This window comes from Exiguobacterium sp. B2(2022) (genome assembly GCF_028823655.1).
In the GTDB taxonomy this organism is placed as follows: domain Bacteria; phylum Bacillota; class Bacilli; order Exiguobacteriales; family Exiguobacteriaceae; genus Exiguobacterium; species Exiguobacterium aestuarii_A.
In genome coordinates this window covers 24,482-48,457 of record NZ_JAPEHX010000013.1, presented here as the reverse complement: position 1 = coordinate 48,457, position 23,976 = coordinate 24,482, and the positions used below count along the sequence as shown (strand labels likewise).

Below are 23,976 nucleotides of genomic sequence, written 5' to 3'. Positions count from 1 at the left end.
TGAAATTCCGTTAATTGAAGCTACAAGGTTACCTGATCTGTCAGCAACTTGCTCAGAGAAATTCACAACCACATAACCAGCTTGGCTAGATGAAATAGTAGAAACTGTAGGTGCAATTTCATCTACCACTTTTTTCTCAACTGTCACAGTCACAGGGTTTGGTGTGATGAGGTTTCCAGCGAAATCTTTCACTCCAGCGATTGTCAATTGGTATGCTTTGTTAGTTGCAAACGTAGAACCATTAAGATCTAACGTAAATGATTTTTTATCAGCAGCCAATGCTACTACAGGCGTGAATGTAGCACCAGAAGTATCTTTAAGCGTCAAAGCATTTGCTAATGCTGTGTTATCCGCAAGATCAACAGGCTCAGAGAAACTGATTGTAGCTACATTGTTAGTTTTATAAACCGGAGCTGAAACTGTAGGACGTACTGAATCTTCGAATGAAACTACAGATTCAAATTTAGCTACACCAGCACCAGCTACTGTTTTGATATCAGTAGTAGTAGCTACTGCATAACTTCCATCGAAAGCGCCAGCTGCAAGAATTGTTAATTCCATACCATCAGCAGAAAGTTTACCAGTTAAAGTCGATGGTGCCAAAGCTGTACCAACTTGAGTAAACGTGATGTTTTGAACTGCATCACCCGCTCCAAGGACTGTATCTTTCTTGACAGCTTTATTAAACTTAACAATAACTTCTTTAGCGTTAATTGCCTTGACTTCTTTAACCATAGGCGCTTCAATCGTGAATTCTTGAATTTCTGACTTCACTTCGCCAGAAACGAGTTGGAACGAGTGAGTTCCCGCTGGAAGTTTCTTAGAAACAGTCAATTTACCATCTTTAACTGTAGCCGTTTCAGTGATTGCTTGAGCTGACATGTCTTTACCTGGGTAAACAACAAGTTCAACTTTTTCGCCTTCTTTGAGATTCTTCACGTCAGCTGTGACAGAAAGAACTTCTGCAGCTTGATCAACTGAAGACATCACTTTATCGAACTCAACTTCTCCAGCAACAACTGTGTAAGTCAAGAATGAAGTGATACGGTTCCCGTTGTGGTTGTAAGAGATGAGAACTTTTTGCTCGCCTTCATCTTTCGTGTTGTAAGTTGAGCTCATTGTGAAGCGCTCAGGAGCTTGTGTGTAAACTTTTCCGTCACGGTACATAACGCGGATTGATGGCTTCTCGAGTTCAGAACCAGCTTCTACTTCGCCAAGATCTTGGTCGAGGATGTAGAGTGGGTAGTTACGAGCGTAAAGTTTCTTGATGTAAGTCTTTCCATCAGAACCTTGACCTTTAACTGTTTGCCATTTGTTGATTGCAGTAACGAGGTATTTACCCCATTTGATTTCAACACCAGCTGGTGTGTTGAGTGCGAGTGCTTCTTTGAACTTCCCGCCGAGTACAACCTCTGCTTTGAGTTCAACTGTTGAAGTTGATGCTTCTGCTGCCATTACTGGTGTAAGGGCTGCTGCCGTCACAGCAAGAGCTGCTGACGCTTTGACTAGCTTGAATGATTTCTTAGCCATCTTGTGTAAATCCTCCCTTTGGGTATTATACGTGTTTGTCTCTACTCGTCTACGTCGACGCTCCCCCCGCTAAAGATCCCATATGTATACGCCGCTCATACGAATGACTTATGCAACTTGATCGTTTAGGTCTTGAGCTTCACCGAAACGGGTAGGTATTCTTTCAAGAGGTGACCCTTGAACAATTTACCAAGTATGAACTTGGAAAACCTTACATCCATAATATACATAACGCTTCCAGCTAGCACAAGCGTTTTTTTTCGCAAAAATGGGAATGATTTTGAATTTCTCGTTATTGGAGATTATTCAATATTAAATTCACCTATTTTATAAATGTCGAAACACGTCGAAAAAGGGCGAATTCAAGCCATTTATCATTCATAAATTCATTTATATACATTATTTGTATATTTAAATGAATAATATGGATTTATGTATAATTTCCATGTCTATTTTTTGATTTGAGCATTTTCCGACTTTATTTAATCCTAAATTTTACATTGACCAAACTTTTAAAACCATTTAGAGGAAAACCCTGCTCACCATCCCTCCTCCATTAGTCCTATCCACGAAACCCCAAAAAAGCCGCAGGTGAATGATTCACCTACGGCTAGTAACATATTTCTTCTTATTAATATCCTGCGTATTGAAGCGACTGGATGAAGGCACGCTTCTCGCCAGCGATCAATGCCCACTCCACATCATAGTCGTATCCTTCGATTGTGATGACGATCCGGTTCTCTGGACGAACGTGTTGTTTGATGAAAGCGATCATCTTCGCGCTCGGGATAAACCAGTATGATTCTTCTACTGATCCGTCTTCGTACTCATAGTAATCGACATCCCACTCATCGATTGCTTCTGTATATGTCGCATTCCCTACACGGATGCGAAGCTTATTGAATCCAACCACATCTCCATCTTCTGTGTAGTTGCTCAGTAAGAACAACATATTCGATTTCGACGGACGGTCGATGAAGAATGGCGCAAATGTCTCGTTGTAACGTGTCGATCCGTCCCATGTGAATACTTCTTTATGGAAGACTGCGCGGAACTCTTCTTCCGTCACACGATAGAAGTTGTTGAAGAGTGCGTGTTGAACCGTCAACGTCTCAGAAGCACTATAGTTACCAGCACCATCACGTACCGCGAGGGTCATCTTCTTACCGAGTGGTTGTTTTGGAATCGGAAGAACGAACTTCCCAGTCGACATGACCGGTGCCGAGTATGCTTTTCCGTCAATTGTTACGACTACTGTCGCGAGCGGTTCTGCCGTTCCCGCGATTCCGTTCGATGTCGTCGTCACGGCTTGTGTCAAACGAGCTTTCGCAGGTGCAACCTTGTCAGCGACGACCGTTGTTTGAACGAGTTCACTGAGTGCCCCACTCTTCGCTTTCGCTTGTGCTGATAAAGGCGTTCCTACTTTTTGAAGCGCAATCACGCGACGGTATTGACCGTTCGCATCAAATGATCCGTTGAACGTGCTTCCTCCGACTGTCACCGTTACACCTACTCCAGGTGTTCCTGTGACAACGATCGCACGTGCCGAGTTATCGACCGTGTTGATGACCGGTGCTTCCGGGCGTTGTTCTGGGTCTTCTGCGACCACGACACGTGTTTCTTCACTTACATTCCCGCTCGCATCGACGAGACGGACTGTGATCACGCGACCGACAGGCTGTGGTGACATCGTGAAGATCGCTTCCCCAGTTGAACGTACGACACGCTCATATGTTTTGTTTGCGACTAGAATCTCCGCTTTCGTCCCGACTTCTCCTGTGATCTTCAATGAAGTCGACGTATGAAGCGGTGTTTCTACGACTGGTGCTTCAGGTGCCGTCGTGTCGACGACCGTTTCATTCGTCTCTGCTGCAACGAACGTTGGAGCGAAGCCGCCGAGAACGAGTGTCCCCGCTAAGAATAAAGATAAGTACTTTGGTTGTTTCATGGCGACCCCGCCGAGAACGAGTGTCCCCGCTAAGAATAAAGATAAGTACTTTGGTTGTTTCATGAAAAGATGTTCCTCCTAAATAATGTTTTCTTCAGACAACATCTTTATTTTAATGGATTATTTTAAAAATAGGTACATAATTTTCTATTTTTAATCATATTTTTTAAAAACACAAAAGGACTCCTTATAGAAAAGGAATCCCATTGTGTCGCACTGTATGCATACTCGATTACATATTAAAAAATCGCGTATGATTTTTCAGTAATTTCCTATTTTTATCGAACTGTGATCGTTGTGACCGGACTGACCTTCTTCGTCACGTCCTCAACATGAACCATCAGGCGCTCGCCTTTCTTCAACACTCGTGTCTTCACGACATATGTGCCATTCAACGTCACTTTTGACTTTCCGATGACTTGTTTCTTCTGGTCGCGAATGACGACCGTCATCCCAGCCTGAGCTTTACCTGTCACTTGTTTTGTCTTCGCACGCACAGCGTTCACCTGTGCCGTTTTCGGACGAAGTCCTTTCATGACAATGAGGCGCTCGTTCGTACTGAATTTACCATTTGTGTAGAGAGCCGTCAGTACAGCCCCTTCTTGTTGAGGTGCGATCGACATTGTGACTGTACCATTTTTTGAAACGCCAGAACCGATACGCTTCGTCCCGTTATAGAGCGTGACGCGCGTCCCAGATTTGACTTTAGCCGAGAAAACTGGCGCATTGTCATAGATCCGATTCGGTTTCGGTGCGAGTTGAAGCATGGATTCAGCGCGATAGACGTCTACTTTCCCGTATCCGCTCACGACATCATAATACGGAAGAAGTGGACGATCTAATTCATCGAGCACATACTGTAACCCATCTTCCATTCGTGGGTCCCTTGATGCGTCGCCACCCGAGAATGCGAGAGGTTGTGCCGTACGACGGAGGATCGAACGTGCCCCTTCGACCGTCATGTTCGGGTGTTGTGATTTCAAGAGAGCGACAGCAGCCGCGACGTGTGGTGTCGCCATGCTCGTCCCGTCCATATAGACAACGTTTCCATCTGGAACAAGGCTTGCTACTTTAGAACCTGGTGCGACGACATCGACATCAATCCCATAGTTCGAGTAATCCGAGACAATCCCGAACGAGTTCGTTGCTCCGACTGAAATCGTGTATTTCGAAGAAGCCGGATAAGACACACGTGACTGTCCGTCATTTCCCGTCGCCGCCACGATGATGACACCACGGTCATGTGCATATTTCAACATGTATCCGAGTGTACGGCTCTCATTTCCACCGAGGCTCATGTTGATGACTTTCGCCCCAGCGTCGACCGCATATTTGATGCCAAGTGCGATTTGATCCGTATCCCCATAACCACCCGCATCGAGAACTTTCACAGGTAAGATCGAGACGTTCGGAACAATCCCACGCATCGAGACACCGTTGTCTCGGATGGCACCGATGACACCGGCGACATGCGTACCGTGGCCATGGTCATCAATCGCGTCGCCTTCACCGTTCGGGTCGACAAAGTTCTTCGCGTTGGCGATGTCGACCTTCCCTTGTAAATCGAGCAGACGATGATCGACTCCTGTATCGAGAACGGCCACTTTCACGGTACGTACCGGTAATCGTAACGATTCATAGCGATCAAGACCAATTCCCGCATCCTGGAACGGTTTGAGAACCGACTTCGAATTGATAGCCCATTGGTAATCGAGACTCACATCCGTTGCGAACGATTTGTACGTCTGGACCGGTTCGATGTACTCCACGTTCTGGTCTGATTCGAGCGTCGACTTCGCTTGTGCCTGCATCTTCGTAGAAGCTTCCTCTACATCGACGAGCGCAAAGTAATCCGATGGCGAACCGATGGCGATTCGCTCAGCCGAAACGTTATTCATGGCATTCATCTTGCCAAGGGACTTACTCGGTGACGATTTGTATTTGACGATATAACGCGGTGCGTCCTGACCGTCTGTTTGAATCGTCATGCCGATTTTCCCAAAGAGGTCTGATACGGGTGTTCCTGCGAGCGAGTCCATTACGAGCGCTGTCGCGATTTCACCAATCTCACTTTGGAGAGCCGTCGGAACGCTTCCATCCACAAGTGCATGGAGACGTTTGATTGCCGCTGCATCTTGCGTCTTCAACGTGTAGTCCTTTTTGTCGACAAGCGCCGTCAACAGTGGACGGAGTGTCTTCAAATCTGTCAGTGCCACTTTTCGTTTTTCTCCGTCAAATGTGATCGCTTTGACGATGTAAGGCGAAGCACGGTAATAGAGGGCCGATAAGTCCCGACCTTCTTGTGATTTTCCGAGTACTTCTGACTGCACACGACGGATGAGTTTGAGCATCGAATCACGCTCCGGTGCCGGTTGTACGATTGATTCGACGGCACACATGTCACCACCGACTTCTTCGTATTTCACCGGAAGTTTAACCGGATTGACGACGAGCTTGATGTCTGAAGCGAACATTGAGAGATCAGGTGCTGGTGGCTCTTCCCCTTCCCCTGGTTCTCCTTCTGTCGGTTCTTCCCCTTCTGCCGGTTCTTCACCGACTGGCATGTCCTCTGTCGGAATATCCATCATCCCGTCACCGAGGTCCATCGGCATATACTCGACCTTGATGTAGTATGGACCTTCCCAAGCGAATGGGAACGGAATCTTGGCCGTCTGTTCTCCCTCTTCTTTCGTCGCACTCGCGCGATAGCGATCGAACGTTTCATCCTTTGCCGCCATCTCGGCGCTCGGATAGATGCTGATGTTCGCGAGTTTGGAAGATTCGAACGTGACTTCCATATGTGTCATCGCTGACGCGACACGTTCCATCTTGAACCAATACGTGTTGACCGGTTCGATTCCGGTCGTGAACTCGACCGCCTCTCCCGGATTGAGTAAGGTGGCCTCCTTCATGCCTTCCCCTTTGTCGGCTGATACCGGTGGGAGGAATGACAGGACGAGGACGAGGATCGTCATCATCGCCACGAACTGCTTGAATCTCGTTTTCATAGTTTCCCCTCTTTCATTTGATCTTGGAGTATATGCTCCAAATCGTTCTACGGAATATATCGGTTAATGTTTCAAAAATGTAACAAAAATGTTTCGACAATGTTTCGACAAGTAAATCTGCTCAAAAAAAGACACCTCTTTTTCAAGAAGTGTCTACACATTATTCGTTGATCATCGTCGCTTGACCGCCTTGCCATAGCCAGTCATCGCCTTCTTTTATATACAGGTGGAGCGCCCAAAAGCGTCCTTCGTATGCATTCGTTCCTAGAATAAACCGTTCTTCGAGCAAGACTTTCACGATTGCGAGGTCCGTCGTCACGGTTTCATCGAACGTCACCGTTTCTTGGGCAATCCATTGAATCGCAGTCGGGTCGACGTATTGGTCGAGGAACGTCTCTTTATCAAACTGACGTCCGCTCGAGTCGACATACCGAAACGAGTCATGCATCAAGTCACGCATCGCGTCGAGGTCACCCGCGACTTGTTTCGTCGCGCGGTCGTCAGAAAGTTGTTTCATGTTGAGTGTCTCCATCGGTGCACCTTCCTTTCACCATCCATCATAGCATAATTTATCTATTTTCAAATGTCTGTCGCGTTTTGAGTCTTGACAAGAAAGCTTCATCCCGTTAAAGTAACGATAACATTCATACGAACTCGCGATGAGAAAGAAGAGTAGCGCGAAGGGACGTCTACAGAAAGCCGGTGGTCGATGCGAACCGGTGTCGTGCCTTGCGTGAATGGGTTTTTGAGCGTTCAGACCGACATGTAGGCTCTGACGGGTCCTCCCGTTATCGGGGACAGCGAATGATGGTTCGCGATGAGTGGGAAGACAAGGCGTCTTTCAACGAAGGTGGCAACACGGGGAATCTCCTCGTCCTTCATGTCCGATCGGACATGTGGGACGGGGAGATTTTTTTAGTTTAAGGAGGAGATTTCGATGCAACAACTGATCATCAATGGCGACGAATTGACACCGGTGGCAATCTTCCACCGTCTGCAAGGTGAACGTAAGGTCCTGCTCGAGAGTCGGGCGGAAGGCAAGCACGGCCGCTATTCCATCATCGCGGCGGATCCGGTCGAGACGATCCGCGTCGATGGGAACGACGTGACAGATTCGACCGGCACCATCTATGCGGACGATCCGCTCCACGCCCTATCTGAACGCATCACACGTGAAGATATCACTGCACCGTATCCGTTCATCGGGGGTGCCGTCGGCTATATCGGCTACGACTTACTTCGCGTGTATGAACCGATTCCGAACACACCGACGGAGACGCGCGATTTACCGGACGCCCTCTTCCAGCGCTATGAGACGGTCGTCTTATACGACCATCTCGAAGAACAGGTCGTCTTGATCGATACGAGTGAGACGGATGCTACGATGCGACTCGAGTCCATCCGTGAACAGCTCGAGACACCGGAGACACACGCCCTCGAACCGGTCGTCCGGACGAGCGAACAGCTTTTGACGACAAAAGATGAGTTCATCGACCGTGTCCTCCAGGCGAAAGAGGCGATTCTTGCAGGTGAAGTCTTCCAACTCGTCTTGTCACAACGAATCGACGCGACATTCACCGGTGACCCGTTCCACTTTTACCGGACGCTCCGCAAACAAAACCCGAGCCCGTACTTGTTCTACATCGACCTTGGGGAAGCCATCGTCCTCGGCGCCTCACCTGAGAGTCTCGTCCGTGTCGAAGACGGCAAAGTGACGACGAACCCAATCGCCGGCACACGTCCACGTGGAAAGACGGTCGAGGAAGATATGCGTCACGCGGAGTCGCTTCTTCAGGACGAGAAGGAACTTGCCGAGCACCGGATGCTTCTCGATCTCGGACGGAACGACATCGGTCGGGTCGCCAAAATCGGTACAGTCACCATCCCGAAACACATCGAGCTCGAGCGGTTCAAAAATGTGATGCACCTCGTCTCCGAAGTCGAAGGTGAACTTCGTGACGAGGTGACGCCAATCGATGCGCTCCGCGCCTGTCTTCCGGCCGGTACCGTTTCGGGTGCCCCAAAGATTCGGGCGATGCAACTCATTGACGAGCTCGAGACGGTGAAGCGCGAAGTGTACGCCGGGGCGGTCGGTTATCTCGACGTCCGGGGTGGATTCGACTTTGCTCTCGCCATCCGGACGATGGTCATCCAAGGTGACACGGCCCACGTCCAAGCTGGTGCCGGAATCGTATATGATTCGGATCCTGTATCAGAATACGAAGAAACGTTGCATAAAGCCAAATCCCTTTTGGAGGTGTTCGCATGATTCTCCTCATCGACAACTATGATTCGTTCACGTATAACGTCTATCAGGACGTCGCCCGATTCAGTGACGTCTGCGTCATTCGGAATGATGAACATACTATAGAAGAAATCCGTCGCATGAACCCGAGTGGGATCATCCTTTCCCCGGGTCCCGGTGGTCCAAAAGATGCCGGTGTCTCGCTTGCGGTCGTTCGACAATTGTCTGGGTACGTCCCGATCCTTGGGGTCTGTCTCGGTCATCAGGTCATCGCCGAGGCGTTCGGCGGGGTCGTCGGACGAGCGAACGAGGTCATGCATGGGAAAGTGTCGCGCATCAATACGTCACCGGGCGTCTTATTCGAAGGCTTGTCGATGGACGTCATGCGCTATCACTCGCTCGTCGTACAAGAGACGGATTTGATTGTTACGGCAGAGACGACAGATGGTGTCATCATGGCAATCGAACATCCGACCCATCCGACGTATGGCGTCCAGTTCCATCCTGAGTCGATTGGTACACCAGATGGTCGCAGTATCTTTGAACGTTTCGTCCAGCTGTGCACGAAAAAACCGGGGCGCATGTCCCCGGTTTGAGTGTCAGCCTAAAAAGTCTTCACGCTGAAAATCGTGCTTGTCGATTTTGATGTTGTCACAAGCTACTCCGTTCGTCCGAAGTACCTGAATCGTCTCGCGTAACAGTTCGTCACTACCGACGACATAGAATAATCCATCTTGATCGGCAGCCAACGCTTCAATTCGTTCATAGTAGTCTTTCCGACTCGGCACGAACTCGGACGTGAAGCGTTCGTTTGATTCGAAGACATCACTGAACAGATACGCCTTCGACGAATCGACGTTCAATGAATAAAGATGCGGGACACCTTCCCCGTTCGCCAAGTACTCGAGGACGATTGGACGGAATGTCGCAAGTCCGACACCGGCCGACAACAGATAGACGTTCTTTCCACTCCGTTCGAGCGGAACGTTCGAATGTGTCTTGAACAAGGCGACCTTGTCCCCAGGTACCATGTCGCGAAGGATGGATTTGAATGGTGAACATTCGGACTTGATGCGGGTCGTGATGCCGATTGCCCCTTCGTGCGGCAATGTAGAGATGGACATATGGCGGACGAGACTTCGGTCCGGCTTGTCTTCGGCGTTGAATCCTTCGAGTGCAAGATGCGTATGCGCCCCTTCCTGCCACGTGAACTCAGGAGGTAACGCGAGATGGAACGTGTATGTATCGGGCGCTTCGTTTACGACTTTTGTGATGGGTGTCCAATCAATTTTCATGTGAATTCTCCCTTTCGTTAATACACCGCAATCGGCCCATACGGCCCTTCGATGATTTCGAGTTTTGTCTCAAAAATATCCGATAAAATCTTTGCGTCCATAATCTCATCGACCGTTCCGAATGCAACGATTTGCCCGTCCTTCATCGCACAGATGCGATCCGAATATTTCGCCGCGAAATTGATATCATGGAGCACCGTGACAATCGTCCGTCCAAACTCATCGGCGACGTGGCGCAAATATTCCATCATCTGCACTGAACGAGCGATATCTAAGTTATTGAGCGGCTCATCGAGGAGGACGTATTCCGTTTCCTGACAAAGTACCATCGCCACATATGCACGCTGACGCTGCCCACCTGACAGTTCGTCGAGATAGCGATTCTCGAGAGCGGTTAAGTCGAGGAAGTCGATATATTTCGAGATGATCGCCTCGTCCTCTTTCGTCAATCTCCCTTTTGAATACGGGAATCGACCGAATCCGGCGAGTTGTCGAACCGTGAGCCGCGTCACGAAATGGTTCTCTTGACGAAGAATCGTGATGATTTTCGCCAAGTCTTTCGACTTCGTGCTCGACACATCCATCCCAGCGACTTGAATCTGTCCCTCGTCTAAGTTGAGTAACCGTCCAATCATCATGAGCGTCGTCGACTTCCCTGCCCCGTTCGGTCCAATGAGTGAAGTGAACCCGGCTTTTGGGATGTCGAGCGTGAGCGGTCCGATGTGGACGTCATCTGTATACGATTTTTTGACTTGTTCGATTTGAATCATAGCGACCTCTTTCGTAAGATGACGGCCAAGAAGATGAGTCCTCCGAACAGTTCGATGATGACGGAGACGACACTTGGCGTCTGGAATATGTGATACATGAAGAAATACGCGCTCGTCAGGACGAAGAACCCTAAGGCGAACGCCATCGGGAAGACGTATTTATGGTCATACGTCGAGGCAATCTGGTAGCTGAGCGTTGCGACTAAAAATCCGAAGAACGTGAGCGGACCGATGAGCGCCGTCGACACCGACATGAGGAGTGAAATCAGAACCAGCGTATAGATGACGCTTCTCCGATGATTCACGCCGAACGTCGTCGCAACGTCCTTACCGAGTGCCACGATATTGAGTCGGTTCGAAAACAAGAACAACAATGTCCCGGCGATGACAACAATCGGAATGACAATGGGAAAGTAGGCCACGTCAGCATTCGTCACCGATCCAAATAATCGTGCCTGCAGAATATCGAACTCGGACGGTGCGAGCATGCGGCGCATGAACGACGACACCGAGTTCAGTCCCGTCCCGATGATAATCCCAACGAGCAACATGAGCTGAAGATTGGCGTACTTCCCCGATAAGAGCCATCCGTATAAGAGAAGACTCATCGTCACCATGAGCCCGACTTGCGTCAAGAAGGCGCCAGTTCCCGAGAATCCAATCAACGCCCCTGCCCCGAAGAAGAACACCATGCTCGTCTGGATCGTCGAATAAAGCGCATCGAATCCGAGAAGCGATGGTGTGATGATTCGGTTGTTCGTCACGGAATGAAATGCGACCGTCGCAAGACTTTGGCAAAGTGCCGCAATGAGCATCGTCACAATAGCGACGATTCGCCGTTCGACGACCGGCACAAATGACGGCGAATCGATGGAGACCGGATTGTTGTAAAGGAGAAGGCCGAGCGCGCACAAGAGTCCTCCGAGAATAAAGGCACTTAAGAAGAGCCAATAGCGTCTGCTCGCTCGTTTCGATTGAAACGCCGAAGCATGACGTTCTTCTGTCAATGCCCCAACTTTCACTTCGACGCCATCTCGTTCAATGACCGTACTCATCGAACCCCTCCTTTTTTGCGTTGCCGCAATAGAATCATAATAAAGACGAACGCACCGACCGTTCCGAGAATAAGCGAGACCGGGAGTTCGAACGGCATGATGATCGTCCGTGAAATCAAGTCACTGACGAGAATCGCACCCATCCCGACAAGACAGACCCACGGCAGATTGCTGCGTAAGTCATCCCCCCGAAACATCGAGACAAGGTTTGGGACGATAAGGCCAAGGAACGGTAAATTCCCGATGACCGTCGCCACGACCCCGACCGATAAGGCGATAAGTCCGGTCGCGATCATCATCAATTGGTTATAGTTCACGCCAAGACTCGTTGCGATGTCTTCCCCAAGCCCGGCGAGCGTCAAACGGTTCGCCAGTATAAAGATGAGCACCGTCACGATGATGATGACCCATAAATATTCGTAACGTCCGATTTGTACCGAAGCGAATGAACCGACGAACCAGCCTTCAATCGCCTGACTCGCGCGGAAGAACAGACCGAGGAACGTCGAGATGGCGGAGATGACCGCCCCTAGCATAAGTCCGATAATTGGGACGATGAGTGACGAGCGGAGTTTGACCGAACGTAAGAACCAGAAGAACACCATCGTTCCGATGAACGAGAAGACGATTGCTCCGGTCATGCGCATCATGAGGCTCGGTGCCGGAACGAGCAAGTACACAGTAAGTAAGCCTAGTCCTGCCCATTCGAGCGTCCCCGTCGTCGTCGGTTCGACGAGTCGGTTTTGTGTGATGAGCTGCATGACGAGTCCCGCCATCGCCATCGCCGCACCCGTCAGCATGAGCGCGACCGTACGAGGGACGCGGGTGATCCAAAACATATCGAAGCCGTCTGTCCGAGATAAGTCATATACGCCTGTAAAGAGTGACAGCACCGCCAAACCGAGGACAATGATAGCGGTGAATACGAACGACTTCGTCCACAATTTAGAAAAGGAGGGCTGAGACATCGTCTCAACCCTGGCTGTCAACCGTTTTTGCATAATCGAACCTTACTTCGTGAGTGCTTCCGCGACACTGTTGAAGAATTCCGAATAGGTTTGAATCGATTCGTTCAAGTACGTGTCTTTCGGCGCGTAAACGATTTGGTCTTCTGTCACAGCCGTCGTCTTTTGAAGTGCAGGTGCGTTATCGATGACGTCCTCTGCCGGTACCGCTCCTTCTGCGTCACCAAGTGGCGCGTCACGATCTAGGACGAACAACCAGTCCGGGTTGCTTTCTGCGATGGCTTCAACAGATACTTCATCGCCTTCATGGTCACCCGTCGTCTTCTCGACTTCAAGTGCTGGTACCCATCCGAAGATATCGTACATCGGTCCGAACACGCGTCCCGTCACCGGTGCTGAGAATCCGATGTCTCCTCCTGATACGATGACAGACATGATTGTGTCTTCTCCGTTATACGCTGCTTTTGCATCTTCGATTGACTTGTCGAGATCAGCGACAATTTGTGCTGCATCTTCGTTCTTGTCAAAGATTTGGCCGAGCGTGAGTGTCGTGTCTTTCAATCCTTTAACCAAGATTTCACCTGGTGTCCCTGCATCTTCTGGGATTTCAATGTTCAAGTCGATGACCGCTGCTTCTGGTACCAACTTTTTGATATCTTCGTAGTAATCCGCGAAACGTTGACCGACGATGACGACGTCCGGGTCCACTCCCGCAATCGCCTCTAAGTTCGGTTCAAAGTGCATACCGACGTCTGCGATGTCTTTGTCTGATGCGTATGGTGACTCCGCTGGAAGGAGTGGTGCCGCCACTAAATCGATGTCCCACGCTGCCAATGTTTCGAACGTACGGTTATCAAGGGCAACGACTTTCTCCGGATTGACCGGTACCTCGATTGTGCCGTGCGCGTCTGTAATCTCGACTGTCTCTGTTTTTGTTGCACCGTCGACGTTCTCTTCTTGCTTCGTCTCACTCGTTCCACCACATGCGGCGAGTACGAAGACGAGTAACGTCAACATGAGTGAAAGTTTAAATTTCCCCACTTCATCCATCTCCTCTGTATGTAAGTTTCAATGATTCTTCCACCAAAAAACGAGTCATGTTGGTTATGTATGTCTCTTTTTCTTTCTCGTTATCAGTGATAATGATTATCATTGTCGTTTTCATCAAGTAGCATATCAAACAAAAAAAGGATACGCAACGTCAAATTGTAAAGATTCGGATAGGAAAAATTTCCTTTCTATAGAGAGCACAAAAAAAAGAAAATGGAAAGATCCATTTTCTCAAACCAAATAATAGAGTAGACCATCAGTGAAATAGTCGAGAACGTCGAGTAACGTGAAGAAGAGCGCAGCAATCAAATAGATGATTCGTTTATCTCGTTCCAAACGTCTCCACATGAACAGCAGAATCACCAATCCAATTGGTCCAAAAATCAGACAACCAATCAAGAACGGGACTGCTTGAGCCACAAAAGGTAATTTTTTCTCGTTTTCAGTCATTCAACTCATGCCTCCGAAATCCCGTTCGCCAACAACAACAGGAAAGTTCAAATCGACAATGGGATCATCAATCCGGCTGTCGTTAAGAAAATGGGAATTCACTTTCAAAGTTACTCATTGTCATCACGATTTCGCTTTCGATCGAGAATGATGTATGTGACGAATAAGACGAACGTATACGTCGCTGAAAAGATCACGATACTCAACAATCCGTCCGGTATGAGTTTCTTGATGAAGAACAACGAAAACACGACCGAGAAAAACAAATACGGTCCTCGATCGTCAGTCGGCGTGTCTCGCCAGTAAATGATCAAGATGAGAAGCGCAAGCGGACCGCAAAGGGCATACAAGATGAAAAACGGCACTCGGCGCATCAAAAATGGGATTGTTTTAGGTTCGTCCATATGACTCATGCCTCCGAAATCCCGTTCGCCAACAGCAACAGGAAAATCCAAATCGACAATGGGATCATCAATCCGATTGTCACAAGAAGCGTGTAAATTTTTATGATTCGATCCTTCGTAAACAGTCCCCAAATCAACGTGGCGAACAAAGCGATGTCAATCGCGAGATATACCCAAATGACCGGCATCAACTCGAGGTTCGGAAACACCCGTCCGTTCAGCGTGAAGAATGTGATGACCGTCAAGATGAAGAGTCCGAGCGTCGCGTATAGCGGTGCAAATCGCTTGTTCATGTGAGTATCGCCTGCTTCCGTTTCACCATCTCCAAGCAACGGCGGACACACGTATCGACATAGCCATCAAACTGGTGCGGCAAGAACATGGTGTACGTCCCCTCTTCTGTCATCGCCGTGTCTCGCTCGATTTTTTCAATCAATTCATCGAAAGCCGGATCCCCTTTTAATCGTTCGAAATCGAACTCCCCTAGTCGTTTCGACAGGCGAGCATTATAGGCATCAAAATCTGCATAGTAGGCAGCCTGCTTTGACGGGTCTTGGGTGATGACCTCTTTCAACCAGCCTTTGTAAAACCCTTGTAGCCAGATCTCGTCCGCGACGAGATGCGCATAGTAACCGAGTCGAAACGAGCGGTCCTCTCCCTCGCTATCACGCCAGTACTGTTCGAGATCGAGACGACGCGACAAATCGTCGTGTCTTCCCGCATAGTAATGTGAATCTCCTTTTTCGGTCGTCGCGTCCGGCGCAAGACTTCCGAGTGTGAATGCAACCTCATCGAGTTCTGATAACCCGTTTACCATCTCGTTCGCGATGACGAGATGCATCAAATGTGAGCCCATACCGACACCCCCTTTCCCACATTATTCCATCAGTCATTTCGCTAGACAACCTGAATCATTATTTGGTAGGATGACTTTACTGAACGGTCAGTAAAGTAAAGGTGGTGTGTAAATCGATGAGTAAAAAACAATTGTTGTTGCAGACGGCCGCCCAGATGATTCGAGAGGACGGCATCAGTCAGTTGTCACTCGAACGATTGGCGACGAAAGCAGGGATCACGAAAGCAGGTGTCCTTTATCATTTTGATAGCAAGGCCAACTTATTGCGTCAGATGAACGAGATGGCCATCGAGACGTTCGAAACACGAATCACCGACCATTTGTCGGATGGTCCGTATCCATTTACTCGTGCTTATGCCCTCGCTACATTGGATGATGTCGACCATGGAGACACGGACCTCATCGCCGTCTTCATCTCGTCACAAGAAGATGCGGCGAGCGAGTCGATTTGGAGCAACGTCTCGACCGGTTGGAACGAACGGTTCGCAGCCGACGGTCCCGACCAAGATGCGATTTTAAAACTCCGTCTCCTCTGTGACGGTTTTTGGTTCGCCGTTTTGTATGGATATAGCGAATCGTTCAAGGATCGTGCGGCGACACTCATCCGAGAGGCGTGTGATGAGTTACTTGAAGGAGGTGGCTGACATGGGATTCATCTATTTGATTGGGGCCATCGTTTCTGAACTATTTGGATCGAGCATGTTGAAAGTGAACGCCACCTCGACGAATCGACTTCCGATTCTCGGGGTGGCTATCGGCTACGGGACGGCGTTTTATTTGTTATCACTAGCGCTCTTCACGATCCCTCTCAGCTTCGCCTATGCGTTTTGGAGCGGTGTCGGAACGGCGCTTACGGCTGTGATCGGCTTTGTCGTCTTCCACGAAAAAGTGAGTCGTCAAAAAGTTACCGGAATTGCGCTCGTGATCATCGGGCTCGTCTTTATGAAATTGTGAGGTGATTCAAGATGAAAGCTTATTTTTTACTGTTCTTTTCCATCGCATTCGAGGTACTCGGGACGTCGATGTTGAAGCTATCGGACGGATTCACGAACTTTGTGCCGAGTGTCATTCTCTTGGTCAGTTTCGCCGCCTCATTCACCCTCATGGGCATCGTCTTGAAGTCAATCCCGCTCAGTATCGCCTATAGCATCTGGGCCGGACTCGGTACGGTGGCGACGGGTCTAATCGGCGTGTTCGTATATGGAGAAGTCCTCTCCGCATTGAACGGGATTGGTTTGTTATTGATTGTCCTTGGGGTCATCGTGATGAATCAACGAGGGCAGAAGGCCGCAGCTTGAACCATATTCGTTGTACTTGAGAAGCAGTTGCTCACTAGAAGCAACTTGATTGCCGAACGTCCTCGCTATCCGCTACTCTGAAGTGGAATCTAAGCGTGACGAAAGGGGCAGTTTCACATGAATATTTTACTCGTTGGGGCAAGCGGCACGGTCGGTCAGGCCGTCGTAAACGAATTGGAGAAAACACATACAATCATCCGGGCTGGGCGTAACGGGGCGGACGTGCAAGTCGACCTCACCTCAGAAGACAGCATCCGTCAGATGTACGAGACAGTTGGTCGCGTCGATGCGGTCATCAGTACGGCGGGCAGCACACATTTCGGACCACTTTCCGAGATGACGCCGGCGGATAATCAGAAGAGTATCGACAGCAAGATCAAAGGACAGGTCAACCTCGTCCTTCTCGGACTTGATTATGTGAACGATGGTGGCAGTTTCACACTGACGAGCGGGATTTTGATGGACGATCCCATCAAAGAAGGCGCATCGGCTGCACTCGCGAACGGTGCCATCAAAGGATTTGTCACCGGTGCGGCAATCGAGATGCCACGGGGCATTCGCATCAACAACGTTAGCCCGAACGTTCTCGTCGAAGCGCTCGATGCGTATGGTCCTTATTTCCGTGGTTACGAAGCGGTGCCGGGTGAACGGGTCGCCCTCGCCTATGTGAAGAGCGTTGAAGGCGCGCAGACGGGACAAACGTATGAAGTATATTAACTGCAAAGCATCTCGTTGAGAGGTGCTTTTTTCGTACCTTGAACGTTATTTTACCTACTCATCCATATGAACTCCGCTATACTCAGGACAACTTATATGCGAGAAAGGTTGAATGTTCATGAATCACAAAACACTGCGCGATCTTTTTGACATTCCTCCACCATTCGTCCGCCACCCGTTCCCAAGTCGACTACTTCGCTTCACCAGTCGATTGAAGCGTCCGGAACAATCGTCCATTGAGGCCGTTTTTCGTGTCGGTGGCTTTGGTGTGTTTGATGTGAGTACCCTGACCTTTTTTGAAAATGGTACCGTCCTTCGTCACGTCGATCAATCCGCCCTTTCGATATCCGAGGAATTCGAAGGTGAAGAAGCAGAACAAATTCGTATGAAGTTTGAATCACTCGGAACGCATCGCTGGCCAATCGTTTTCGAAGAACCCGAAGGCGTCATCACTGTAGATGGTACGCAGTGGAACCTCAGCGTATACGCTAACGGTAAACTTGTTCACGAGCACAGCGGAAGCAACGCCTATCCAGCCCAATGGAGACAATTGACTCAGTTATTCGGTATTTCTTGAAGAACGACAAAGGGAGCATCCGCGATGGATGCTCCCTTTTGTTATAATGCTTGAATCATTTCGACTCGATTGCCGAACGGGTCCCGAAACTCGAATCGATCGAACCCAGGAATCGGGATGCCTTCGGAGTATACAATCTCGTTTTCTGTGAGGGCCGCCTTCCAATGACCTAAATCCGTCACAGCATACGCGATGTGCGCTTTCGTCTTGTTCCGCTCCACGCCGTTCTCAGTCCCGACATGAACGGATTGGTCGCCGACCTGAAGCCAAAATCCACCGCGCTCTTTCAGTGAGTCCGGCTTCTCGATTTCACTTAGACCGAGAAAATCGCAGTAGAATGCCTTCGCTTCTCGTTCCGCTCCAGTTGGAATCGTGAGCTGTACGTGATGAATCCCTGTGATCATGCTTCATTTCCCCTTCCGATAGGTCAATCCGATATACTGCATCTTCTCGTTAAACAGGCGTGGATACGCCAAGTAACCAACGAGTGTCGCCGAAATGGAGGCAGTCGTCAAAATCAAGAACAGAATCAAAAGTTGGTATAGTACCGCTTCCATCGGATCTGCCCCACCGATGATGAGACCGCTCATCATACCCGGTAGTTGGACGAGCCCCATCGTCTTTTGCGCCTCGACGGTCGGGATCATGCTCGTGCGAATCGCATTCTTCAAGCTGCGGTCGATGGCCACTTTCGGTGTCCCGCCTAGCGAGAGGATGAGTTCGATGACGTCATCACTCCGCTCGACCTCGTCTTTAAACTTGTTTAAGAAGAGGAGCGACAACACCATACTGTTCCCGATGACCATCCCACTGATTGGAATGACCTTTTCCGGTTCAAACGGGATGATGCCGAGCCCGAGCATGAGCCCCATCGTCAGCGCTTCGATCGTCACGAGCGTCAAGACGATGATCCACATGATACCCGGAATCCCGTCCCCTTTCCGTCGGATATTCTGTGTCGCGGCGACAATCATGAGTAAGATCATCAACAGCATGAAAATCGGACTGTCGCTCTCAAAGACGAACGTCAAAATATAGCCGATGATCAGCAGTTGAATGATGGAACGGACGGTCGCAATGATAATATCTCGCTCGAGCCCGAGTCGTAGGACGAGCGTCAAGGCAAGCGGGATGACGACGAAGATGAGCGCTGTCGCGAGTTCAATGTATGACATCAATCTTCCCCCCTGACGAATTGTTGGATGACAGGATCGTCCGATTCATCAATGAACGATGCGTCCCCATACGCAAGCAGTTCCCCGTCTTTCAAGAACCACATGTCGTCACTCACCCGTCGCGCCTGATCTAAGTCATGGGTGATCCAGATGACGGTCACGCCATACGATTGTTGCAGTTTTCGGATGAGTCGCTCGATTTCTTTCACCGTCCGATAATCGAGACTCGCCGTGATTTCATCGAGCAAGAGCACATCCGGTTTATTGACGAGCGTACGGGCGATGGCGACCCGACTTCGTTCCCCGCCCGACAATGATTTGACGGGTTGGTCGAGGAGCGCCTCACTCAAATCGACGCGATGAAGCAACTCGGCAGCCCGGTCGCGGTCGAGTGTCTCGTCGAAGATGGCTTTCGGAAGATTCAAGTTGTCGTATACCGTTCCTTGAATCATTGGGGCGCTTTGAAATGCCATCCCGATTTTTTTTCGTAGCTCGAGGATGTCCATCTCCGCAATATCTTCCCCTTTGAATAAAATCGTGCCTGTGTCTGGTGACAGCAATCCGTTGATATGCTTCAGACACGTCGTCTTGCCGGCGCCGCTCGGTCCGACGAACGTCGTGATTCGCCCTTCCCGAAACGTCCCGGACACATGGTGCAGGATGTCTTGATGACTCACATCTTTGAATTCAATAATTGACATGCTTCTCTCGCCTCCTGATTCTAGTGTACATAAAGTCAGGAATCGACTGTATCCAATATGTATGGGGAAAGTTTATGCAACATGTATGTTAAGTAAGATTACATTCCGATCAAAAAAAGAAACGCAAGTTGTCCCACAGCAATCGCTATTGGAACCATCGAGAGTATGGATAACCAGCGTTTCTTCATCACAACACCGATTCCCAACAGCACTAGTCCGAAGACCAGGACCCCGAAAATTGTAAACATCGTCATATTGCTCACTCCCACTATTCAATTTGATCGTATGTATCTTCGTTTTTCTCTTCCTCATATCCTTTTTGAATCACTTCATAAAAAAGCGCCCGAACGTTTCTATACGAAACAGTCGAGCGCTTTTATTAGTTATAATTCCGTTCGATAACGAAGCTCGTCTTGTCCCCACGGAAGTACGAGCGTGAATATTCAATCGCTCGTCCCGACTCATCCTCTGTCACGGTTTCGATATGGAAACATGGTGACCCGAGTGGACAGTTGAGGAGCGTACTCACTTTCTCGTCGGCAAGGGCAATCTCCAATGCCTCTGTCGTCTTCGCGACATGGACGTCGTGGACTTCAGCCAGTGTTCGGAAGAGTGAATGCTCTGCCTGTTCTTTCGTGATCCCCGGTGCAATCTTCCACGGAATGAAAGAGACTTCATACTGTGTCGGTTCCCCGTCCGCATGACGAATCCGTTCAATCTTTTGAATCGGCGCATTGTCCTCTGCTTCAAACACCGAAGCGATTTGACCGGATGCCGAGATGACGGAGATGTCGATCAACGCGACTTGACCACGCTTTCCTTGAACAGCGAGCTGGGCCGCATAGTTGTTCGGTGTATACGATAGCGTCTGTTGGACTTTCTTTCCGGCGACGAACGTACCGCGACCTTGTTGGCGGACCAAATACCCTTCCGTCGTCAACTGATTGAGGGCGCCACGTACCGTCGTTCGGCTCACATCGAACTCCTCGCAAAGCGCGTACTCGGTCGGAAATTTCTCCCCTTCTTTATAATGCCCACTTTTGATGCGGGACAACAATTCATCCTTGATTGCGGTTTGGAGCGTCGATTGCGACATACCTCCATCTCCTTTACGTTAGGTTGGTTCCTTTATTGTGATACAGCAAGCATACAATTGCAAATACAAAAAACTAATTGTATTATTTGTATTTTTTATATTGCCGAAAGTTGTACTATTTGTTATATTTGTTACGACAAAAAGAAATCGCTTTCAAAAGGAGGAGTTGACACCATGGCAGTCAAGGTCGTCATCATCGGCGGTGGGTCTAGTTACACCCCGGAAATCATCGAAGGATTGATTGATCGGCAAGCCTCGTTCCCCGTTCGGGAAATCGTGCTCGTCGATATCGAAGAAGGGAGGGAGAAACTAGAGATTGTCGGTCGTCTCGCTCAGCGGATGATCGAGAAGGCTAACGCCGAGATCACACTCAGTTGGACGCTCGACCGAAGAGCCGCACTCGTCGGCGCAGATTTTGTTTCGACACAGATTCGGGTCGGTGGACTGAAGGCACGTGCGCTCGATGAACGCATCCCGCTCAAGCATGGCTTCATCGGACAAGAGACGAACGGCGCAGGTGGATTATTCAAAGCGTTCCGTACCATCCCCGTTTTAATCGACTTGGCCAATGAAATCGCCGAGATTTGTCCGGACGCCTGGCTCGTCAACTTCACCAATCCGGCGGGCATTGTCACTGAGGCCGTACTCAAGCACTCATCTCATAAGAAGGTCATCGGTGTCTGCAACATCCCATTCAACATGCGAAACTCGGTCGCAGAGATTCTCGAGACGCCGGTCGAACGAGTCGCGATTGAATTTATCGGATTAAATCATTTCGTCTTCGGTCGTCACGTCTGGGTCGACGGCGTGGATCGGACAGGTGACGTCCTTGCTTCGCTCAACGCAGGCAACGACTACTCGCCAGCGAACATCGTCGGTCTCGGATGGAGCGAATCGTTCCTGTCGTCACTCAGTATGTTACCGAACCCGTATCACCAGTACTATTTCCAGACGAAAGACGTGTTGAAAAAAGATCTTGAGGCGTACGAACAAAATGGCACACGTGCCGAAGTCGTCCAACAAGTCGAGGCGCAGTTGTTCGAGAAATATAAAGACGTCGATCTCGCCGTCAAACCGGAAGAGCTTGAAAAACGTGGAGGTGCCTACTATTCAGACGCCGCCTGCAATTTGATGGACTCGATTCACAATGACCGTGGCGACATCCAAACCGTCAACACGCTCAACAACGGCACGATTCGGGACTTACCAGACGACGCGGTCATCGAAGTGAACGCCGTCATCACGAAGTCTGGTCCTCGTCCAATCTCAATTGGGTCATTACCGCTCCCGATTCGTGGACTCATCACGAACTTAAAAACGTTTGAACAGCTCGCCATTCAGGCGGCTGTATCCGGTTCTTACGAGGACGCCTACCTTGCTTGCCTCATGAATCCGCTCATCCAAGACGAGAAACGGATTGACCCGCTTCTCAAGGAGCTGTTCACAGCGCACGAGGCGTACCTACCCCAATTTCAGAAGGAGGTCTATTCATGAACAAGTTTATTGAAATCGCGGGACGTATCGGGTCCCAAAGGCACTTAGTCGCCATCCGTGACGGGTTCGTCTCCGTCATGCCACTCATCATCGTCGGGTCGCTCGCCGTCCTCATTAACAACTTCCCTGCTGTCAACATCGGTAGTCTCTCGCTCGATTTCGTCGGCTCGATGAACAGTCTATTCGGCGAAGGAAATTGGCAAGGACTCGGCGGAAGTATTTGGAACGCGTCTTTCGCCATACTCGGACTGCTGATTGCTTTCTCCATTGGGTATAACTTGGCCCGCTCATACGGGATTGACGGACTTGCGGCAGGGATCTTGTCGCTCGCCTCATACATCATGCTCGTACCGGTCACTGCTGACTGGGGTCTCAACTTCGCATGGCTCGGTGCCCAAGGGCTCTTCGTCGCCATCATCGTGTCGATTGCCGTCACGGAAATGTTCCGCTATCTCATCAATACGAAACTGACAATCAAGATGCCAGAAGGAGTACCGGGTGGGGTCACACGTTCGTTCCAGGCACTCATCCCATCGATGATCATCTTGACAGTCGTCGCAGGATTCCAGCTTTTCATGACGCTCGTCGTCGAGCTCAGTGTGTTTGAAGTCATCTTCAAGGCGATTCAACAACCGCTCCAAGGATTCGGAGATTCACTCCCAGCTGCCCTTGTCATCGCGTTCTTGAATCACATCCTTTGGTTCTTCGGACTTCACGGGACGAACATCATCGGCTCTGTTATTGAGCCGGTCTATCTCCCGCTCATCGAACAGAACTTGGCTGCTTTCCAAGCGGGAACGTCAGCGTTTGATGTGCCGTATACGGTCACAAAACCGTTCTTGGATGCGTTCGTCTTCATGGGTGGATCGGGTACGACGTTCGCGCTCTTACTCGCGATTTTCATCGTCGTTCGGAAACAACGAAATCACCCGTATCACCAAGTGGCAAAACTCTCGACACCAGCCAGTCTCTTTAACATTAACGAACCGGTCATCTTCGGTCTTCCAATCGTATTGAACCCGATCATGCTCGTACCGTTCATTTTAGTACCGGTCACGCTCACGATTATCTCGTATGTCGCCCTCTCGACAGGGATGGTTCCGAAGACGGTCGCCATCGTTCCTTGGACGACGCCACCAATCATCAGCGGATATTTGGTCACTGGCGGCAGCGTACGTGGTGTCTTGCTTCAAATCGTCAACTTGTCGATTGCGACTGCGATGTATATCCCGTTTGTCATGGCAGGAGCAAGAGCGATGACAGCCGAAATCAACAAAAACAAAGCTGCAACTGAGGAAGGAGAAAAGATTTCGTGAAAACCGAAACGATTCAAGAACTCTCA

General features: G+C 49.6%; 26 protein-coding genes and 1 other annotated feature. Of the genes, 9 read left to right on the top strand and 17 right to left on the bottom strand.

Annotated features, from left to right (window positions below):
- From ON063_RS04120 to ON063_RS04105, 4 genes are all read right to left on the bottom strand, one after another.
- A partial coding sequence (locus ON063_RS04120) for an Ig-like domain-containing protein (protein ID WP_274664330.1) occupies positions 1-1,530 on the bottom strand: 1,530 nt, incomplete at its 3' end.
- A 631-nt stretch (positions 1,531-2,161) separates the two neighbouring features.
- Entirely contained in the window at positions 2,162-3,541 is a 1,380-nt protein-coding gene (locus tag ON063_RS04115; protein WP_274664329.1) for an Ig-like domain-containing protein, read from the bottom strand.
- 215 nt (positions 3,542-3,756) lie between these two features.
- Positions 3,757-6,486: a S8 family peptidase gene (locus tag ON063_RS04110; RefSeq protein ID WP_274664328.1), complete on the bottom strand. Its 2,730-nt coding sequence runs from the start codon at positions 6,484-6,486 to the stop codon at positions 3,757-3,759.
- Positions 6,487-6,646: 160 nt separating this feature from the next.
- The gene (locus tag ON063_RS04105; protein ID WP_251126070.1) at positions 6,647-7,018 is read right to left on the bottom strand and encodes a nuclear transport factor 2 family protein; all 372 of its coding nucleotides are present in this window, start codon (positions 7,016-7,018) and stop codon (positions 6,647-6,649) included.
- Between the two features lie 118 nt (positions 7,019-7,136).
- Positions 7,137-7,368, top strand: a binding site (T-box leader).
- Positions 7,369-7,423: 55 nt separating this feature from the next.
- On the opposite strand from ON063_RS04105, the gene trpE reads away from it, so the two are divergent.
- Both trpE and ON063_RS04095 read left to right on the top strand, forming a co-directional pair.
- Entirely contained in the window at positions 7,424-8,755 is a 1,332-nt protein-coding gene (gene trpE, locus ON063_RS04100) for an anthranilate synthase component I (protein ID WP_274664327.1), read from the top strand.
- Entirely contained in the window at positions 8,752-9,327 is a 576-nt protein-coding gene (locus ON063_RS04095; RefSeq protein WP_274664326.1) for an anthranilate synthase component II, read from the top strand. Before trpE ends, ON063_RS04095 begins: the two co-directional genes overlap by 4 nt.
- 3 nt (positions 9,328-9,330) lie before the next feature.
- Here the strand turns inward: ON063_RS04095 and ON063_RS04090 are convergent, their stop codons facing one another.
- The 9 genes from ON063_RS04090 to ON063_RS04050 all read right to left on the bottom strand — a co-directional run bounded on the left by ON063_RS04090 (position 9,331) and on the right by ON063_RS04050 (position 15,576).
- Positions 9,331-10,026 (bottom strand): ferredoxin--NADP reductase, encoded by a 696-nt coding sequence (locus ON063_RS04090; RefSeq protein ID WP_274664325.1) that lies wholly within the window; start codon positions 10,024-10,026, stop codon positions 9,331-9,333.
- Positions 10,027-10,043: 17 nt separating this feature from the next.
- Positions 10,044-10,796: an iron ABC transporter ATP-binding protein gene (locus ON063_RS04085; RefSeq protein WP_274664324.1), complete on the bottom strand. Its 753-nt coding sequence runs from the start codon at positions 10,794-10,796 to the stop codon at positions 10,044-10,046.
- Positions 10,793-11,851, bottom strand: coding sequence for an iron chelate uptake ABC transporter family permease subunit (locus ON063_RS04080; RefSeq protein ID WP_274664323.1), 1,059 nt, complete (start codon positions 11,849-11,851; stop codon positions 10,793-10,795). The genes ON063_RS04085 and ON063_RS04080 overlap by 4 nt, the downstream gene beginning before the upstream one ends.
- Positions 11,848-12,852: an ABC transporter permease gene (locus ON063_RS04075; RefSeq protein ID WP_274664322.1), complete on the bottom strand. Its 1,005-nt coding sequence runs from the start codon at positions 12,850-12,852 to the stop codon at positions 11,848-11,850. The genes ON063_RS04080 and ON063_RS04075 overlap by 4 nt, the downstream gene beginning before the upstream one ends.
- A gap of 9 nt (positions 12,853-12,861) precedes the next feature.
- Positions 12,862-13,866 (bottom strand): siderophore ABC transporter substrate-binding protein, encoded by a 1,005-nt coding sequence (locus tag ON063_RS04070; protein WP_274664321.1) that lies wholly within the window; start codon positions 13,864-13,866, stop codon positions 12,862-12,864.
- A 231-nt stretch (positions 13,867-14,097) separates the two neighbouring features.
- Positions 14,098-14,316 carry a hypothetical protein gene (locus ON063_RS04065; protein ID WP_274664320.1) on the bottom strand — a complete coding sequence of 73 codons (219 nt, stop codon included), beginning with the start codon at positions 14,314-14,316 and terminating at the stop codon, positions 14,098-14,100.
- Positions 14,317-14,426: 110 nt separating this feature from the next.
- Positions 14,427-14,720, bottom strand: a complete 294-nt coding sequence (locus ON063_RS04060; protein ID WP_274664319.1) for a hypothetical protein — start codon at positions 14,718-14,720, stop codon at positions 14,427-14,429.
- A 5-nt stretch (positions 14,721-14,725) separates the two neighbouring features.
- Entirely contained in the window at positions 14,726-15,013 is a 288-nt protein-coding gene (locus ON063_RS04055; protein ID WP_274664318.1) for a hypothetical protein, read from the bottom strand.
- Positions 15,010-15,576, bottom strand: a complete 567-nt coding sequence (locus tag ON063_RS04050) for a zinc dependent phospholipase C family protein (protein WP_274664317.1) — start codon at positions 15,574-15,576, stop codon at positions 15,010-15,012. The genes ON063_RS04055 and ON063_RS04050 overlap by 4 nt, the downstream gene beginning before the upstream one ends.
- A gap of 116 nt (positions 15,577-15,692) precedes the next feature.
- On the opposite strand from ON063_RS04050, the gene ON063_RS04045 reads away from it, so the two are divergent.
- The 5 genes from ON063_RS04045 (at position 15,693) to ON063_RS04025 (ending at position 18,168) form a co-directional block, all read left to right on the top strand.
- The gene (locus ON063_RS04045) at positions 15,693-16,220 is read left to right on the top strand and encodes a TetR/AcrR family transcriptional regulator (protein ID WP_214784249.1); all 528 of its coding nucleotides are present in this window, start codon (positions 15,693-15,695) and stop codon (positions 16,218-16,220) included.
- Between the two features lies 1 nt (position 16,221).
- A complete protein-coding gene (locus tag ON063_RS04040) occupies positions 16,222-16,530 on the top strand; it encodes a DMT family transporter (RefSeq protein WP_214744256.1) in 309 nt (102 codons plus the stop codon).
- A gap of 11 nt (positions 16,531-16,541) precedes the next feature.
- Positions 16,542-16,874, top strand: coding sequence for a DMT family transporter (locus ON063_RS04035; protein WP_274664316.1), 333 nt, complete (start codon positions 16,542-16,544; stop codon positions 16,872-16,874).
- 117 nt (positions 16,875-16,991) lie between these two features.
- A complete protein-coding gene (locus ON063_RS04030; protein WP_274664315.1) occupies positions 16,992-17,591 on the top strand; it encodes a short chain dehydrogenase in 600 nt (199 codons plus the stop codon).
- A 118-nt stretch (positions 17,592-17,709) separates the two neighbouring features.
- Complete coding sequence (locus ON063_RS04025) at positions 17,710-18,168, top strand: hypothetical protein (RefSeq protein ID WP_274664314.1); 459 nt, start codon at positions 17,710-17,712, stop codon at positions 18,166-18,168.
- A 41-nt stretch (positions 18,169-18,209) separates the two neighbouring features.
- Here the strand turns inward: ON063_RS04025 and ON063_RS04020 are convergent, their stop codons facing one another.
- The 4 genes from ON063_RS04020 to ON063_RS04005 all read right to left on the bottom strand — a co-directional run bounded on the left by ON063_RS04020 (position 18,210) and on the right by ON063_RS04005 (position 21,140).
- On the bottom strand, positions 18,210-18,572 hold the full coding sequence (locus tag ON063_RS04020; RefSeq protein ID WP_274664313.1) for a VOC family protein: 363 nt from the start codon (positions 18,570-18,572) through the stop codon (positions 18,210-18,212).
- 3 nt (positions 18,573-18,575) lie between these two features.
- Positions 18,576-19,343 carry an ABC transporter permease gene (locus ON063_RS04015; RefSeq protein WP_074035973.1) on the bottom strand — a complete coding sequence of 256 codons (768 nt, stop codon included), beginning with the start codon at positions 19,341-19,343 and terminating at the stop codon, positions 18,576-18,578.
- On the bottom strand, positions 19,343-20,044 hold the full coding sequence (locus tag ON063_RS04010) for an ABC transporter ATP-binding protein (RefSeq protein ID WP_214694101.1): 702 nt from the start codon (positions 20,042-20,044) through the stop codon (positions 19,343-19,345). The genes ON063_RS04015 and ON063_RS04010 overlap by 1 nt, the downstream gene beginning before the upstream one ends.
- 379 nt (positions 20,045-20,423) lie before the next feature.
- Positions 20,424-21,140, bottom strand: a complete 717-nt coding sequence (locus ON063_RS04005) for a GntR family transcriptional regulator (RefSeq protein WP_214694104.1) — start codon at positions 21,138-21,140, stop codon at positions 20,424-20,426.
- 174 nt (positions 21,141-21,314) lie between these two features.
- Here ON063_RS04005 and ON063_RS04000 point away from each other — a divergent pair, with 174 nt between their 5' ends.
- Together ON063_RS04000 and ON063_RS03995 are read left to right on the top strand one after the other, a co-directional pair.
- Entirely contained in the window at positions 21,315-22,634 is a 1,320-nt protein-coding gene (locus ON063_RS04000; RefSeq protein ID WP_274664312.1) for a 6-phospho-beta-glucosidase, read from the top strand.
- Positions 22,631-23,950: a PTS sugar transporter subunit IIC gene (locus ON063_RS03995; protein ID WP_224861971.1), complete on the top strand. Its 1,320-nt coding sequence runs from the start codon at positions 22,631-22,633 to the stop codon at positions 23,948-23,950. The genes ON063_RS04000 and ON063_RS03995 overlap by 4 nt, the downstream gene beginning before the upstream one ends.
- Positions 23,951-23,976: the final 26 nt, after the last annotated feature.